Below are 14,573 nucleotides of genomic sequence, written 5' to 3'. Positions count from 1 at the left end.
GCGGGGCGCGTGCGCCGGGGACCGGCGGCGGAACCGGAGGAGGAGGTCAGAGGCGTCCGAAGCACCAGAAGCCGAGGGCGAGGAGGGCGGCCCCGGAGAGGCTCGTCAGCGCGACCGCGGCGCGCGGGGGGATCCCGTGCGCGACGGGCTCGCGGTGCAGCGCGCGCACGGCGGTCCACAGCAGCAGCGCGCCTCCGAACAGCGTGAACGCCGCTCCCGCGAAGATCGCCGGCCCGCTCTCCATGCCCGTACCCCGTTCCGTCCCCGTGCGGTGATCGTCTCCCGGAGGGGAGGCTCGCACCCCGGGAAGACGCGGGCGCGAACTCCGGGTGAACGCCGTGGGCCCGTCCGGCCGGTTTCACGAAGATGGCCGGTAGTGATCCGGCCCTCGCGGATGCCCTTCCGCCGCTCCCGCTCCCGTCGCCCATGTCACACCGGGGAAACCTCACAGAGGAGGCGGAGGAGTTCACGGAGAAGGCGGAGGAGACGGAGGAAGCGGAGTCCGGACGCGCCGGGCGCTCCCGGCCGCTCCGGGCGCGGGGCCGGACGACGCCCGCCGGGCACGGGCGGCCGGGGGCGGCGGCGGGCAGGAGACCCGGAGAAACGCCCGGACCAGGGCGTTCCGGCGCACGCCGGCGACCCGGGACCGGCCGGACGGCGGACGGCGGGAAGGCCGCCCGGCGCCGCTCGCGAGCCGGCCGGCGCCGGGAGAAGCGGAGGGGGACGGAAGGGGCGGGCCCTAGGGCGTGTCCGCCGTACCCCCGGCCTCCCCCACGGGCAGCAGGAAGCCCTCCTCGACGAGGAGCCGGATCGCCTGCGGGGTGCGGTCGCGCAGCAGGACCGGGTCCTCGCCCATCAGCTGGCCGATGGCGTCGAGGATGCGGCCCGCGCTGAGGGTGCCGTCGCAGACGCCCGCGAACCCGGCGCCGACGTGGTCCACCCGGGTCGCGCGGCGCATGCCCCGGTTCTGCCGGAGCACCACGTGCTCCGGGTCCTCGGCGCCGGGCAGGCCGACCTGCTCCTGGACCACCTCGGGCGCGAGCGTGAACCGGTCGGCGAGGAGGGCCGCGTCGTCGTGGGTCCGCAGGTAGTCCTGGCGCTCGAAGTGGGCGCGGACGGTGGGCCCGAGGGGCTGCTCGACCGGGTGCGGCCACTCCTCGATCACGATCGAGGGCTCGACCGCGCCGGAGGCCACCGCCGCGTTCCGCCGGATCGTGATCCAGCCGAAGCCGACCGCGCGCGTCCCGCGGGCCTCGAACTCGTCGAGCCAGCGGGCGTACGCGGCCCGGTAGGCGGCCGGGTCGCCCCGGTGGTCGCCGCTGTCCCGCAGCCACAGCTCGGTGTACTGGGTGACGTCCTGGACCTCCCGCTGCACGATCCAGGCGTCACAGCCGCGCGGCACCCAGGCCCGCAGCCGCTCCTGCCACTCCTCGCCGTCCACGTGCTGCCAGTTGGCGAGGAACTGGGCGTACCCGCCGTCGTTCAGCCGCTCGCCCGCCTGCTGCACGAGCGTCCGGCACAGGTCGTCGCCGCCCATCCCGCCGTCCCGGTAGGTGAGTCCGGTACCGGGCGAGATCACGAACGGCGGGTTGGAGACGATCAGGTCGTACGTGTCGTCCCCGACCGGCTCGAAGAGCGAGCCCACGAGCGGTTCGGCCTCCTGGGCGCCGGAGAGGGCGAGGGTGAGCCGGGTGAAGTCCAGGGCGCGCGGATTGAGGTCGGTGGCGGTGACCCGGGTGGCGTGCCGGGTGGCGTGCAGCGCCTGGATGCCGGAGCCGGTGCCGAGGTCGAGCGCGGAGGAGACCGGCGTGCGGACGGTGATGCCGGCGAGGGTGGTGGAGGCGCCGCCGACGCCGAGGACCACGGCTGTCCCTGCCTGGCGGCCTTTCTCGCCGATGCCGCCCGCGCCGCCGACGGCGCAGCCCAGGTCGGAGACGATGAACCAGTCCTCGCCGTCGGGCCCGCCGTACGGCCGGACGTCGACGGCGGCGCGCACGGTGTCGTCCTCGCGGACCACCCAGCCGTCGGCGACGGCCTCGTCCAGCGGGAGCGCGGCGGCGGCCCGGGCGTGCTCGACGGGCTCCTGGAGCAGGAAGAGCCGGACGAGGGTCTCCAGCGGGGTGTCGCCGCCGGTGGCGCGCAGGGCGGGCACGGTCTCGCTGCGGGCGAGCGCCGCGTAGGCGGAGGCGCCGAGCAGGTCGAGCAGGCCGTCGGCGGTGAAGTCGGCGGCGAGCAGCGCCTCGCGCAGACGGGCGGCGTGCGCGGGCACCGGGAGGCGGGAAGTCAGACTGGTCGTACTCACCGCCCCATTGTGACGGCCGCCACCGACATCGGGGCGGCCGACCCGTCGACGGCCGCCCGATCGCCTCCCGGGGTTCGGGCCCCGGAGGACGACCGGACGGCCTGCGAGCGGTCCACCGAGGCCCACGTACGGCCTGACGGGGGCTCATGAACGGCCCGTCGGGCCCACGAGCGGGCCGGTGGGGCCCACCGGGGGGGGTGGCCTACTCCTCGCTCTTGGTGGCCGTCGCCTTCCCGCCCGGCTTCGCGGACGCCCCCTTGGTGGGCGCGACGGCGCCGCCCGCGTCCGCGGTGGAACCGGCGCCCGGGGAGGCGGAGCCCGAGGGCTTCGGCGGGGTCGAGGCGGTGGGCTTCTGGCAGCCGGGCTGCTTGGCCATCGCCTGGCCGAGCTCGCCCTCCTCCAGCTTGGCCAGGGCGTTCTGGTCCATCTTCTCGATCCGGGTCAGCCCGTTGGCGACGTTCTGGAGGCCGTCCGCGAACTTCTGCTGGTTCGACGGGTCCAGCGCGTCGACCTGCTTCTTGAGCCCCTCGTAGGCCACCGCGGTCTCGTTGAGCTCCCTGATCGCGTCCTGCTTGACCTTCTCGCCGTTCTCCACGGGCGGGGCGCCTGCGGTCTCGACGGCCTTGGCCAGGGCCCGGTCGGCGTCGGCGATGTCCTGGAACGCCTTCGAGTCCGCGGCCTGGATCTCGGCGGGCTTGCTGTCGGCCGCCGTCGAGATGATGATCTGGTGGGCGTCGGCCCGCTTCTGGATCTGGGGCTTGGCCTGGTCGCAGAACGTCTTCGCCCAGTCGTCCACCTTGTTGCCCTCGTCGCCGCTGCAACCCGACAGCGCGAGCACGAGTACCGCGCCGCCGGACAGTGCGGCCGCAAGCTTCTTGTTCACCGGTTCGGTCCCTTCCAAGGCTCTCGGCCCCGGAACATACACGCCGAACGGGCTACTTCCACCTTTCGTACGACTGATTCATCCGCTATTGAAGCCTTTTGAACCAAGGGAGAGACCGCTCACGTTTCCCCGCCGTCTCCCTGGACGAGACGGATGCCGCGTCAGGAGACCTCCACGGAGCGCCTCTTGGAGAGGAGCACGGCGACGACCACGACGAGCAGCGCGACCGCGGCGACGGCCCCCCGCGCCCAGGCGTTCGCGTCGTCCCCGTGCCCGAACCGCACGACCGCCGGGGCGATGAGGAGCGCGACCAGGTTCATCACCTTCAGGAGGGGGTTGATCGCCGGTCCCGCCGTGTCCTTGAACGGGTCGCCGACGGTGTCCCCGATGACGGTCGCCGCGTGCGCCTCGCTGCCCTTGCCGCCGTGGTTCCCGTCCTCGACCAGCTTCTTCGCGTTGTCCCAGGCGCCACCGGAGTTGGCGAGGAAGACCGCCATCAGCGCCCCCGTGCCGATCGCCCCGGCGAGGTACGCGCCGAGCGGGCCGACGCCGAGCGCGAAGCCCACCGCGATCGGGGCCGTCACGGCGAGCAGTCCGGGCGTGGCGAGTTCGCGCAGCGCGTCCTTGGTGCAGATGTCGACGACCCGCCCGTACTCCGGCTTCTCGCTGAAGTCCATGATCCCGGGGTGCTCGCGGAACTGCCTCCGCACCTCGTACACCACTGATCCCGCCGACCGGGACACGGCGTTGATCGCGAGGCCCGAGAAGAGGAAGACGACCGAGGAGCCGAGGATCAGGCCGAAGAGGTTGTTGGGCTGCGAGATGTCCATCGAGAGCGTCAGGGCGCCCGCCTCCGCGCCGACGTCGGCGACCGCGGTCGCGATGGCGTCCCGGTACGAGCCGAAGAGCGCGGCGGCCGCCAGGACGGCGGTGGCGATGGCGATGCCCTTGGTGATGGCCTTGGTCGTGTTGCCGACGGCGTCCAGGTCGGTCAGGACCCGCGCGCCCGCGCCCCGGACGTCCCCGGACATCTCCGCGATGCCCTGGGCGTTGTCCGCGACCGGGCCGAAGGTGTCCATGGCGACGATCACGCCGACGGTGGTGAGCAGGCCCGTCCCGGCGAGCGCGACCGCGAAGAGCGCCAGCATGATCGAGGTCCCGCCGAGCAGGAACGCCCCGTAGACGGTGAGTCCGATGAGGAGCGCCGTGTAGACGGCGGACTCCATGCCGAGGGCCACGCCCGCGAGGACGACGGTCGCGGGGCCGGTGAGCGAGGACTTCCCGACGTCCCGCACGGGCCGCCGGCTCGTCTCGGTGAAGTAGCCGGTGAGCTGCTGGATGAGCGCGGCGAGGACGATGCCGAGGGCGACGGCGACCAGGGCGAGGACGCGCGGGTCGCCCCCGTGGCCGGGGATGCCGGGCTCGGTGACGCCCTTCAGATCGGCGTAGGAGGGCGGCAGGTAGGCGAAGGCGGCGACGGCGACGAGCCCGAGCGAGATCACCGCCGAGACGAGGAAGCCGCGGTTGACCGCGCTCATCCCGCCGCGGTCGGTCCGCCGGGGCGAGACGGCGAGGACGCCGATCACGGCGGTGACCACGCCGATCGCGGGGACGATCAGGGGGAAGGCGAGGCCGTGGTCGCCGAAGGCGGCCTTGCCGAGGATGAGCGCGGCGACCAGGGTGACGGCGTACGACTCGAAGAGGTCGGCCGCCATGCCGGCGCAGTCGCCGACGTTGTCCCCCACGTTGTCGGCGATGGTGGCGGCGTTGCGCGGGTCGTCCTCGGGGATGCCCTGCTCGACCTTGCCGACCAGGTCGGCGCCGACGTCGGCGGCCTTGGTGAAGATGCCGCCGCCCACGCGCATGAACATGGCGATGAGCGCCGCGCCGAGTCCGAATCCCTCCAGGACCTTGGGCGCGTCGGCGGCGTAGACGAGGACGACGCAGGCGACGCCGAGCAGTCCGAGGCCGACGGTGCACATGCCGACGACCCCGCCCGTGCGGAAGGCGATCCGCATGGCCCGGTGGGCGACCTCGGCCGGGTCCCGCTCCGGTTCGCCCGGTGCCGGCGTGGCGTCCCTGGCCGCCGCGGCGACCCGGACGTTCGCCCGTACGGCGAGCCGCATGCCGATGTACCCGGTGGTCGCCGAGAACAGCGCCCCGACCAGGAAGAACAGGGACCGTCCGGCGCGCTGCGACCAGGTGTCGGCGGGCAGCGCGAGGAGCAGCAGGAACACGACGGCGGCGAAGACGGCGAGAGTCCGCAGCTGCCGCGCGAGATAGGCGTTGGCCCCCTCCTGCACGGCGGCGGCGATCTCCCGCATCCTCTCGGTGCCCTCTCCGGCCGCGAGCACCCGGCGGGCGAAGAACCACGCGACGACCAGCGCGCCGAGGGCGACGGCCGCGACGACGACCACGATCGCCCGGTTCCCGCTCGTGAGCACCGCCGCGGCGAGGAAGGTCGGGTCCATGGGGAGAAAAGCGGGGTCCGTGGGGACGGATCGGTCCATGGAGACGGATCATAGGGAGACGAACCGGCACATACGGGGACCCGGAAGGTACCCGCGCGGATGCACCAATCCCCGCCCCCGCCGCCCCGGGGAACGGGAAGAGGCCCTGCGGGGCAGGGCCTCTTCCCGTCGCGTCGCCCACGCGCCCCGCGAGTCCGGGGGCGTCTCAGGACAGGATGTCCGCCGAGCTCACCGGCCAGGTCATGCGGAGGGTGCCGCCGTCCAAGCCGGCGCTCACCTCGACGTCGTCGACGAGCCCGCGGATCACCGCGAGGCCCATCTCGTCCTCGCCGTCGGCGTCGTCGAAGTCCTCGGCCGGGGCCTCGGCCCGCGCGCCGGGGACACCGACGGCATCGGCCGCCGCCACCCCCGCGCCCGGCACCTCGTCACCGACCTCGATGGAGAACGACTTCTCCTCCTCGGTCAGGACGACCCGGATGGGGGTCGTGACGTCGTTGCTGCGGTGCAGCCCGACGGCACGGGAACACGCCTCGCCGACGGCGAGGCGCACCTCGTCGAGGACCGCGTCGTCGACCCCCGCCCGGCGCGCCACCGCGGCCGCCACCAGGCGGGCCGTCCGGACGTGCTCGGGCTGGGCGCTGAAGCGGAGTTCAACGGTGGCCATGCGAACCCCCTGGGCTCAGTCGACGGCGTTGACGGCCTCGTCGACCGAGGTGTGGATCGGGAACACCTTGGTGAGACCCGTGATCCGGAAAATCTTGAGAATGCGCTCCTGGTTGCAGACGAGGCGCAGCGAGCCCTCGTGGGCACGGACGCGCTTCAGGCCGCCGACGAGCACACCGAGGCCGGTGGAGTCGAGGAAGTCCACGCTCTCCATATCGACGACCAGGTGGTAGCTGCCGTCGTTCACCAACTCGACCAACTGCTCGCGCAGCTTGGGCGCGGTATACACATCAATCTCGCCACCGACCTCGACGACCGTACGGTCACCACCAGCGCCGGTCACATTGCGAGTCGACAGGGACAGGTCCACGGATCCTCCAGCACCTTGCTATCGGGCGATCGTTCTCTCGGGGCTCCCGGACGGGGCCGAGGAACGGATCGCCAGCCGCGATGGCATTCAATCACTTACCGACAGCCATGCACGACGCCTTGGAAGCATTGTCCGTCATGGCAGTGACACACTCGATGCCGATGGCCAAGAATCACCGCCCCAGTCGTCCCGCCGGGGACAAGGGCAGCCGCCCTTCTCCCGGCATGCTCCTCGACCGGCTCTCCTCGGGCGAGAGCCGAGCCGCGCGCATCACTCATACGGAGCACATGCCCGCCCGGGCGGGTCGTCATGCGGTCTGGCCGCACCGCATCCGTCCGGAGGTGATCGCGGCCGTCCGGGAGGCCGGGATCGAGCATCCGTGGGCCCACCAGGCACAGGCCGCCGAGCACGCCCTCGACGGCGAGTCCGTGGTGATCGCCACCGGCACCGCCTCGGGCAAGTCGCTCGCCTACCTCGCCCCGGTCCTCACCACCCTCCTGGACGGCTCCGAGGCCCCGAACGGACGCGGGGCCACCGCCCTCTACCTCGCCCCCACCAAGGCCCTCGCCGCCGACCAGCGGCGCGCCGTGCGGGAACTGGCCGCCCCGCTCGGCAACCGGATCCGCCCCGCCCTCTACGACGGCGACACGCCGGTCGAGGAGCGCGAGTGGGTCCGCCAGTACGCGAACTACGTGCTGACCAACCCCGACATGCTGCACCGGGGCCTGCTCCCGTCCCACCCCCGGTGGTCCTCCTTCCTGCGCGCCCTGCGCTACGTCGTGATCGACGAGTGCCACACCTACCGGGGCGTCTTCGGCTCCCACGTCGCCCAGGTGCTGCGCCGTCTGCGCCGGATCTGCGCCCGGTACGGCTCCGAGCCGGTCTTCCTCCTCGCCTCGGCCACCTCCGCCGATCCCGCCCGGGCCGCCGGCCGCCTCACCGGCCTGCCGGTCACCGAGGTCTCCGACGACGCCTCCCCGCGCGGCGAGCTGGTCTTCGCCCTGTGGGAGCCGCCGCTGACCGAGCTGAGCGGCGAGCGCGGCGCGCCCGTGCGCCGCACGGCCACCGCCGAGACCGCGGACCTGCTGACCGACCTGACCCGGCAGGGCGCCCGCTCGGTCGCCTTCGTGCGGTCCCGGCGCGGTGCCGAGCTGATCGCGGTGATCGCCCAGGAGCGGCTCGCCGAGACCGACCGCGCGCTGGCCCGCCGCGTCGCCGCCTACCGGGGCGGCTACCTGCCCGAGGAGCGCCGCGCCCTGGAACGGTCCCTGCACTCCGGTGAGCTCCTGGGCCTGGCCGCCACGACCGCCCTGGAGCTGGGCGTGGACGTCTCCGGCCTGGACGCCGTCCTGATCGCCGGCTACCCGGGGACCAGGGCCTCCCTGTGGCAGCAGGCGGGCCGCGCCGGCCGCTCGGGCGAGGGCGCCCTCGCGATCATGGTCGCCCGGGACGACCCGCTGGACACCTTCCTGGTCCACCACCCGGAGGCGATCTTCGAACAACCGGTCGAGTCGACCGTCCTGGACCCCGACAACCCCTACGTCCTCGCCCCCCATCTGTGCGCCGCGGCAGCGGAGCTGCCGCTGACCGAACCCGACCTGGCCCTCTTCGGCCCGGCCGTCCCCGGCCTGCTCCCCCAGCTGGAGACGGCCGGCCTGCTGCGCCGCCGCTCCACCGGCTGGTACTGGACCCGGCGCGAGCGGGCGGCCGACCTCACCGACATCCGGGGCGGCGGCGGCAGCCCCGTGCGGATCGTGGAGGCCGGCACCGGCCGCCTCCTCGGCACGGTCGACGAGGCGGCCTCCCACGCCTCCGTCCACGAGGGCGCCGTCCACCTCCACCAGGGCCGCACCTACCTGGTGCGGGAGCTCGACCTCAAGGACTCCGTCGCCCTCGTGGAGGAGGCCGTCCCGCCGTACTCCACCACCGCCCGCGACACCACCTCCATCGCCGTCCTCGACACCGACACCGAGATCCCCTGGGGGGCCGGCCGCCTCTGCTACGGCTCCGTCGAGGTCACCCACCAGGTCGTCTCCTTCCTCCGCCGCCGCCTCGTCACGGGCGAGGTGCTCGGCGAGACCAAGCTCGACCTGCCGCCCCGCACCCTGCGCACCCGTGCCGTGTGGTGGACGGTCACCGAGGACCAGCTCGACGCGGCCCGGATCGGCCCGGAGATCCTCGGCGGCGCCCTGCACGCCGCCGAGCACGCCTCCATCGGCATGCTGCCGCTCTTCGCCACCTGCGACCGCTGGGACATCGGCGGCGTCTCCGTACCGCTCCACCCCGACACCCTGCTGCCCACCGTCTTCGTGTACGACGGGCACCCGGGCGGCGCGGGCTTCGCCGAACGGGCCTTCCACACGGCCCGCGCCTGGCTGACGGCCACCCGGGAGGCCATCGCCTCCTGCGAGTGCGAGGCGGGCTGCCCCTCCTGCGTCCAGTCCCCGAAGTGCGGCAACGGCAACGACCCCCTCCACAAGCGCGGCGCGGTCCGCCTCCTCACGGAACTCCTCCGCGAGGCCCCGGAGGACCGGGAGGACGGGGAGGACCGGGAGGCAGATCCTGAAGGCCCCACGGACCCTGTGGACCCCGCGGGGGTTCCGGAGGCCCCGCCCGTGACCTGACCTCCGGCCGGTACGGGCCGCGCACCACCCGTGCGGTCACCTCGGCGAGCTCGCCCCGCACCGCGCACCGCACCAGCTCGGCGTCCTGCGCGCCGGCCACCCGGGAGGCCGCGGCGCACGCCTCGGCCTCGCCCCACAGGGCCCGGTCGGCGGCGGCGAGGACGGCCAGGTCGGCGGCCCCGCCGGCCCGGTGCCGGGCCGCCACCGCCTGGCCCAGCGCGAGCACCGCCCCGAACACCACGCACAGCGCACAGGCCGCGAACGCCGTCCACACGGTCGCCGCACCCCGATCCCCCCGGCGCCCGGACCGACGACGACCGGCCCTCACGGCGAACTCCCGGGCCCGGAGACCCCGAGATCCGAGGGCCCGGGATCCGAGGGGCCAGAAACCGAGGGCCCGGGATCCGAGGCTCCGGTCGCCGCCCCCTCCCCGAGGAACCCGGTCTCCTCCGCGAGGGCCGCCGCGTCCGCCCGCAGGGTGAGGCGCAGGCCCCGGGGGCCGGGAGCCGCCGCCTCCACCGTCACCCGCCACAGCTCCCCCGAGCGCGACACCGACACCCGGGCGCCCTCGGGAGCCGCGGTCCTCGCGGCCGCCTCCGCGGCGGCCACCGGCTCCGAACGGGCCGCCGCCCGCGCCCCCGCCCGTGCCGCGTCCACACACCGGATCTGCGCGGCGGCCGCGGCCAGCGCCCAGAGCAGGGTCACCGTGAACAGCGCCAGGACGGGGAGGACCATCGCCGCCTCCACGGTCGCGAAGCCCCGGTCAGAACGACGCATCGAGCGCCTTCCCGATCATCGACTCCAGCGCTCCCGAGACCGCTCCGCTGGTCACGACCTTGTAGAGCACCGCGGCGAACGCCGCCGCCGCGATCGTCCCCACCGCGTACTCGGCCGTGCTCATGCCCGTGTCGCGCCGCGCGGCCTCCCGCCGCGCCCGCCACCATCCGCCGACCCGCTCCTTGACCGCTGCCGTCATCACTGCCGCCGTAACCGCCATGTCGTTCTCCTCGTCGTGTTTCGTCATGCCGCGTCTCTTGGTCGCGCCGCGTCTCTTCGTCGCGCCGTATCTCTTCGTCGGACCGCGTCTCTTCGTCGCGCCGTATCTCTTCGTCGGACCGCGTCTCTTCGTCGCGCCGTATCCCTTCGTCGTCGTCATCCGTTCAGCAGGCCCGTCGCGAGGCCGATCACCACCGGGGCCACCCCCACGGCCAGGAAGGCCGGCAGGAAGCAGAGCCCCACGGGTGCGCTGATCAGGACCTGGGCCCGGCGCGCCCCGGCCGCCGCCGTGCGGGCGCGGGCCGCCCGCAGGGCCGTCGCGTGCCGGGCCACGGCCTCCGCCGAGGGCGCCCCCGAGGAACCGGCCCGCTCCAGGCAGCGGGCGAGCCCCATGGCGCCCGGTATCGCGCCGAACCTCCGCCACACCTCGGCCGGTTCGCCGCCGAGGCGCAGTTCGGCCGCCGTCCGGGCCAGCCGCTCCCCGAGCGGACCGCCCAGCGACCGGCCCACCGCCTCCACCGCCTCCCCGGGCCCGGCCCCCGAGGCGACGCAGGCCGCCAGCAGGTCCGCCGCGAGCGGCAGGTGCCGTACCGCCTCCTCCTCGTCGCCGTCCGGATCGGACGGCGCCCGGCGCCCGCGGAGCCGTCCCCGCAGCCCGCAGGCCACCAGCGCTCCCGCGCCGAGGCCGGCGATCCCGCCGAAGAGCGCCCAGCCGAGGCCGACCGCCAGGACCGGCGCCGCCCAGAGCCCCACCCACGGCGGCAGTCCCGCCCGGGCCCTCCGGGGCGGCGGGGCCGGTGTCCCGAGCAGGTTCCGCGCCCGTCTCCGCGAACGGCGCGCTCCCAGCTCGCGCAGCACCTCGCGGACGCCTTGCGCGCACAGGCACACCGCCGCCGTCAGAAGTGCCGCCGCCTGAAGCGCGTCCAGTGGCATCACGCCCGCTCCCCTCCTCGTACGATCCGCGCGGCCCACCACAGTCCGGCCGCCTCCAGGGCCCCGCCGACGGCCAGGCAGCCCAGGCCGGCCGGGGTGTGGAACAGCACCCGCAGCGGGTCGGCGCCGAGCGCGGTGCCGAGGGCGAGTCCCGCCGCCGGGAGCAGGGCGAGGACGGTCACCGTGGCCCACGCACCGGCCAGTTCGGCCCGCAGCCGCTCCCGCTGCTCGTGGTGGCCCCGCAGAGAGGCCTCCAGCCGGTCCAGCCCGGCGGCCAGGCCCGCGCCCCCGTCGACGGCCACCTGCCAGCAGGCCGCCATCCCCGCGAGGCCGTCGGCGCCGTCCTGCCGGGACGCCCTCCGCAGGGCCTCCGGCACGTCCCCGCCGAACCGGGCCGCCGCGAGCACCCGCGTCTCCCCGTCGCCCAGGGCGCCGGTCTCCCGGGCCGCGAAGGACAGCGCCTGCGCGGGCTGCCGGCCGGCCCGCAGCTCCCCGACGACCGTCCCGCACAGCGCCACGACCCGCTCGGCCCGAGCCTCCCGTTCCCTCCGCCGCCCGGCGGCCCGCAGCCGCCGCCCGACCAGGGGCACCGCGAGCGCCCCCGCCACCAGCGGCAGCGGCGACTCCCCGAGCAGCGCGAGGACCCCGGCCAACGGCAGGCACAGCCACGCGCGCCGTCCCCGCAGCAGGGCCCACCAGTGCGTGACCGCCCTCGTCCGCGCCCCGCCGCCGGGTCCTTCGGGCAAGCCGCCCGCGAGCACCGTCCGCGCCCGGCCGGTCCCGCGCCGCCGCTCGACCGCCCACCACAGGGCGAGCCCCGCGCAGAGCACGGCCGCGCCCTGCGCCGCGCCCCGTACCGCCTCCGGCTCCGCCGTCACCACGCTCCCCCTCCGATCAGCGTTTCCAGCCGCTCCCAGCCCCGCTCCCGTTCGAACCCGGACGCGCCCCACCGCAGCGCGGGAACCGTCCGGACCAGCCCCTCCCGGTCGCGCTCCAAGACGTGGATCTCGGCGATCCGCCGCCGCCCGTCCCGGTCCCGCACGAGGTGGAGCACGGCCGAGAGCCCGGCGCCCAACTGGCTGTGCAGGGCGGCCCGGTCGAGCCCGGCCGCCGTCCCCAGCGCTTCGAGCCGCGCCGGCACGTCCGCCGCCGTGTTGGCGTGGACCGTTCCGCAGCCCCCTTCGTGGCCCGTGTTCAGAGCCGCGAGAAGGTCCACGGCCTCCCCGCCCCGCACTTCGCCGACCACCAGCCGGTCGGGCCGCATCCGCAGCGCCTGCCGGACCAGGTCCCGCAGGGTGACGAGCCCGGCGCCCTCCTGGTTGGCGGGCCGTGCCTCCAGGCGCACCACGTGCGGGTGGTCGGGCCGCAGCTCCGCCGAGTCCTCCGCGAGCACGATCCGCTCCCGCTCCCCCACCAGACCGAGCAGGGAGGCGAGGAGCGTCGTCTTCCCCGTGCCCGTGCCGCCGCTGACGAGGTAGGAGACCCGGGCGTCGATCAGGGCCCGCAGGACGGGGGCCCCGCCGGGCGGCACCGTGCCCGCCGCGGCCAGCTCCTCCAGGGAGAAGGCCCGCGGGCGCACCACCCGCAGCGAGAGGCAGGTCGAGCCGACCGCCACCGGCGGCAGCACCGCGTGCATGCGGGTGCCGTCGGGGAGCCGGGCGTCCACCCAGGGGCGGGCGTCGTCGAGCCTGCGTCCGGCGACGGCCGCGAGCCGTTGCGCGAGCCTGCGGACGGCGGCGGCGTCGGGGAAGGAGACCGGGGCCCGTTCGAGCCCGGTGCCCCGGTCCACCCACACCCGGTCGGGGGCGGAGACCAGGACGTCGGTGACCGCCGGGTCGGCGAGCAGCGGTTCGAGGGGGCCGGTGCCGATCAGTTCGCAGCGCAGCTCCTCGGCCGCTCCGAGCACTTCCGCGTCGCCGAGCAGCCGCCCCTGGGCCCGCAGCGCCGCCGCGACCCGGGCCGGGGTGGGCTCGGCCCCGCTCGCCGCGAGCCGCTGCCGTACGGCGTCGAGCAGGCCCGTGCCGCCGCCTTCGTCCCAGGTCCCGGTCATGCCGCACCGCCGGGCGTGAACACGCGCTCCCAGAAGGCGGCGCAGAACCGGCCGAGCGGCCCCCGGGGCTCGGCGCCCGGCGGAAGCCCGGCGTCCTGGTCCGCCACGATCCCCGGGTCGTAGGGGAGTTCGCCGACGAGCGGCAGCCGCAGCGCGTCGGCGACCCACCGCTCGTCGAGTCCCGTCGCGTACGGCCCGCGCACCACGGCCCGCAGGTCGCGCACGGCCGTCCCGAGGGCCGCGGCCACCCGGTGGGCCGCCGCGACGGCCCGCAGCTCCCCGGGCACGACGAGCAGTCCGAGGTCGAGCTGGGCCAGGGCCTCGGCGGTCGGCAGGTCGCCCCCGCGCGGCAGGTCGACCACGACGACCCCGCCCCGGCGGCGCGCGGCGGCGAGCACGGACCGCACGGCCTCGGGCGGCACCGGCGGCGCCGGATCCCTGCCCCAGCTGAGCACCCGGACCCCCCGCACCGACGGCAGGGACTCCTCCAGGGCGCCGCTCGCGAGCCGGCCCTTCGAGGCGGCGAAGTCGGGCCACCGCCTGCCCTCCTCTCGCTCGCCGCCGAGCAGCACGTCGAGGCCGCCGCCCAGCGGGTCGCCGTCGACGAGGAGGGTGCGCCGCCCGGTCCCGGCGGCGGCGAGGGCGAGGCCGCAGGCCAGGGTGGAGGCGCCCGCGCCCCCGCGGCCGCCGACGACACCGACGGTCAGCGCCTGCCGGCCCACCCCTTCGGCCGCGTCGGCGATGCGGTCCACGAGGAGGCCCTCGGCGTCCGGGAGCCTCAGCACGCACTCCGCGCCGATCTCCACGGCGAGGCGCCACACCCCCGGATCGTCCCGGTCGCGCCCGACCAGGACGGTCCCCGGCCGACGCACCGCTCCCCGGCAGCGGGCGGCGGCGTCGTCACCGACCAGGACGAGCGGCGGGTCCGTCCAGCCCGCCCGCCGCTCGGGCACCCGGTGGTGCACTTCGGGCTCGACACCGGCCGCCGCGCACAGCCGGAGGAGGTCGTCGAGCAGCCCGAGGTCCTCGGTGACGATCAGCGGCCCGGTCCGCCGCGCCCCGTCCACGTCCCGCGCATCCGGCCCCGGCTCCTCCCGCCCCCTCGCCCCGGTCTCCCTCGACCACGCGCCCCGGCCCGTCCTCCCGGTCCCGGAAGTCCTCGATGCCTCCACGGCACACACCCCTCTCGTGATTCCCGCCGTCCGCGAACTTCGCGACGGGAATCACCGTGGGGCCGTCCGGGAAATCGTGGGGATCTCACCGAAAGACTGTGGATAAGGG

Annotated in this window: 13 protein-coding genes and 1 pseudogene; 1 reads left to right on the top strand and 13 read right to left on the bottom strand. The window is 75.6% G+C overall.

Annotated elements, in window-relative coordinates:
• Nucleotides 1–46 precede the first annotated feature (46 nt).
• The 6 genes from ADL08_RS08200 to ADL08_RS08175 all read right to left on the bottom strand — a co-directional run bounded on the left by ADL08_RS08200 (nucleotide 47) and on the right by ADL08_RS08175 (nucleotide 6,689).
• Nucleotides 47–244 carry a hypothetical protein gene (locus ADL08_RS08200; RefSeq protein ID WP_053641391.1) on the bottom strand — a complete coding sequence of 66 codons (198 nt, stop codon included), beginning with the start codon at nucleotides 242–244 and terminating at the stop codon, nucleotides 47–49.
• A 495-nt stretch (nucleotides 245–739) separates the two neighbouring features.
• On the bottom strand, nucleotides 740–2,302 hold the full coding sequence (locus tag ADL08_RS08195; RefSeq protein ID WP_053641390.1) for a DUF7059 domain-containing protein: 1,563 nt from the start codon (nucleotides 2,300–2,302) through the stop codon (nucleotides 740–742).
• A 202-nt stretch (nucleotides 2,303–2,504) separates the two neighbouring features.
• Nucleotides 2,505–3,185, bottom strand: coding sequence for a small secreted protein (locus ADL08_RS08190; protein ID WP_053641389.1), 681 nt, complete (start codon nucleotides 3,183–3,185; stop codon nucleotides 2,505–2,507).
• A gap of 161 nt (nucleotides 3,186–3,346) precedes the next feature.
• Nucleotides 3,347–5,695, bottom strand: coding sequence for a sodium-translocating pyrophosphatase (locus ADL08_RS08185; protein WP_053641388.1), 2,349 nt, complete (start codon nucleotides 5,693–5,695; stop codon nucleotides 3,347–3,349).
• A gap of 166 nt (nucleotides 5,696–5,861) precedes the next feature.
• The gene (locus ADL08_RS08180; RefSeq protein WP_053641387.1) at nucleotides 5,862–6,320 is read right to left on the bottom strand and encodes an ATP-binding protein; all 459 of its coding nucleotides are present in this window, start codon (nucleotides 6,318–6,320) and stop codon (nucleotides 5,862–5,864) included.
• A 15-nt stretch (nucleotides 6,321–6,335) separates the two neighbouring features.
• Nucleotides 6,336–6,689 (bottom strand): STAS domain-containing protein, encoded by a 354-nt coding sequence (locus tag ADL08_RS08175; RefSeq protein ID WP_030205962.1) that lies wholly within the window; start codon nucleotides 6,687–6,689, stop codon nucleotides 6,336–6,338.
• An 80-nt stretch (nucleotides 6,690–6,769) separates the two neighbouring features.
• Between ADL08_RS08175 and ADL08_RS08170 the strand changes: the two genes are divergently transcribed.
• Complete coding sequence (locus ADL08_RS08170) at nucleotides 6,770–9,313, top strand: DEAD/DEAH box helicase (RefSeq protein ID WP_078968072.1); 2,544 nt, start codon at nucleotides 6,770–6,772, stop codon at nucleotides 9,311–9,313.
• 40 nt (nucleotides 9,314–9,353) lie between these two features.
• Here ADL08_RS08170 and ADL08_RS38955 read toward each other — a convergent pair.
• The 7 genes and pseudogenes from ADL08_RS38955 to ssd all read right to left on the bottom strand — a co-directional run.
• Nucleotides 9,354–9,551: pseudogene (locus ADL08_RS38955) on the bottom strand (Rv3654c family TadE-like protein); the annotation flags it as partial.
• A gap of 86 nt (nucleotides 9,552–9,637) precedes the next feature.
• Nucleotides 9,638–10,090 (bottom strand): TadE family type IV pilus minor pilin, encoded by a 453-nt coding sequence (locus ADL08_RS08165; protein ID WP_053641385.1) that lies wholly within the window; start codon nucleotides 10,088–10,090, stop codon nucleotides 9,638–9,640.
• The gene (locus ADL08_RS39155) at nucleotides 10,077–10,289 is read right to left on the bottom strand and encodes a DUF4244 domain-containing protein (protein WP_053641413.1); all 213 of its coding nucleotides are present in this window, start codon (nucleotides 10,287–10,289) and stop codon (nucleotides 10,077–10,079) included. Before ADL08_RS39155 ends, ADL08_RS08165 begins: the two co-directional genes overlap by 14 nt.
• 176 nt (nucleotides 10,290–10,465) lie before the next feature.
• Entirely contained in the window at nucleotides 10,466–11,242 is a 777-nt protein-coding gene (locus ADL08_RS08155; RefSeq protein ID WP_078968076.1) for a type II secretion system F family protein, read from the bottom strand.
• A complete protein-coding gene (locus tag ADL08_RS08150) occupies nucleotides 11,242–12,120 on the bottom strand; it encodes a type II secretion system F family protein (protein WP_053641411.1) in 879 nt (292 codons plus the stop codon). Before ADL08_RS08150 ends, ADL08_RS08155 begins: the two co-directional genes overlap by 1 nt.
• Entirely contained in the window at nucleotides 12,117–13,292 is a 1,176-nt protein-coding gene (locus tag ADL08_RS08145) for a TadA family conjugal transfer-associated ATPase (protein ID WP_053641384.1), read from the bottom strand. Before ADL08_RS08145 ends, ADL08_RS08150 begins: the two co-directional genes overlap by 4 nt.
• Nucleotides 13,289–14,359 (bottom strand): septum site-determining protein Ssd, encoded by a 1,071-nt coding sequence (gene ssd / locus ADL08_RS08140; protein WP_053641383.1) that lies wholly within the window; start codon nucleotides 14,357–14,359, stop codon nucleotides 13,289–13,291. Before ssd ends, ADL08_RS08145 begins: the two co-directional genes overlap by 4 nt.
• Between the last annotated feature and the right edge of the window lie 214 nt (nucleotides 14,360–14,573).

Source organism: Streptomyces sp. NRRL F-6492, from assembly GCF_001280125.1.
Lineage (GTDB): Bacteria > Actinomycetota > Actinomycetes > Streptomycetales > Streptomycetaceae > Streptomyces.
This window is presented reverse-complemented; position numbering and strand designations above follow the sequence as displayed.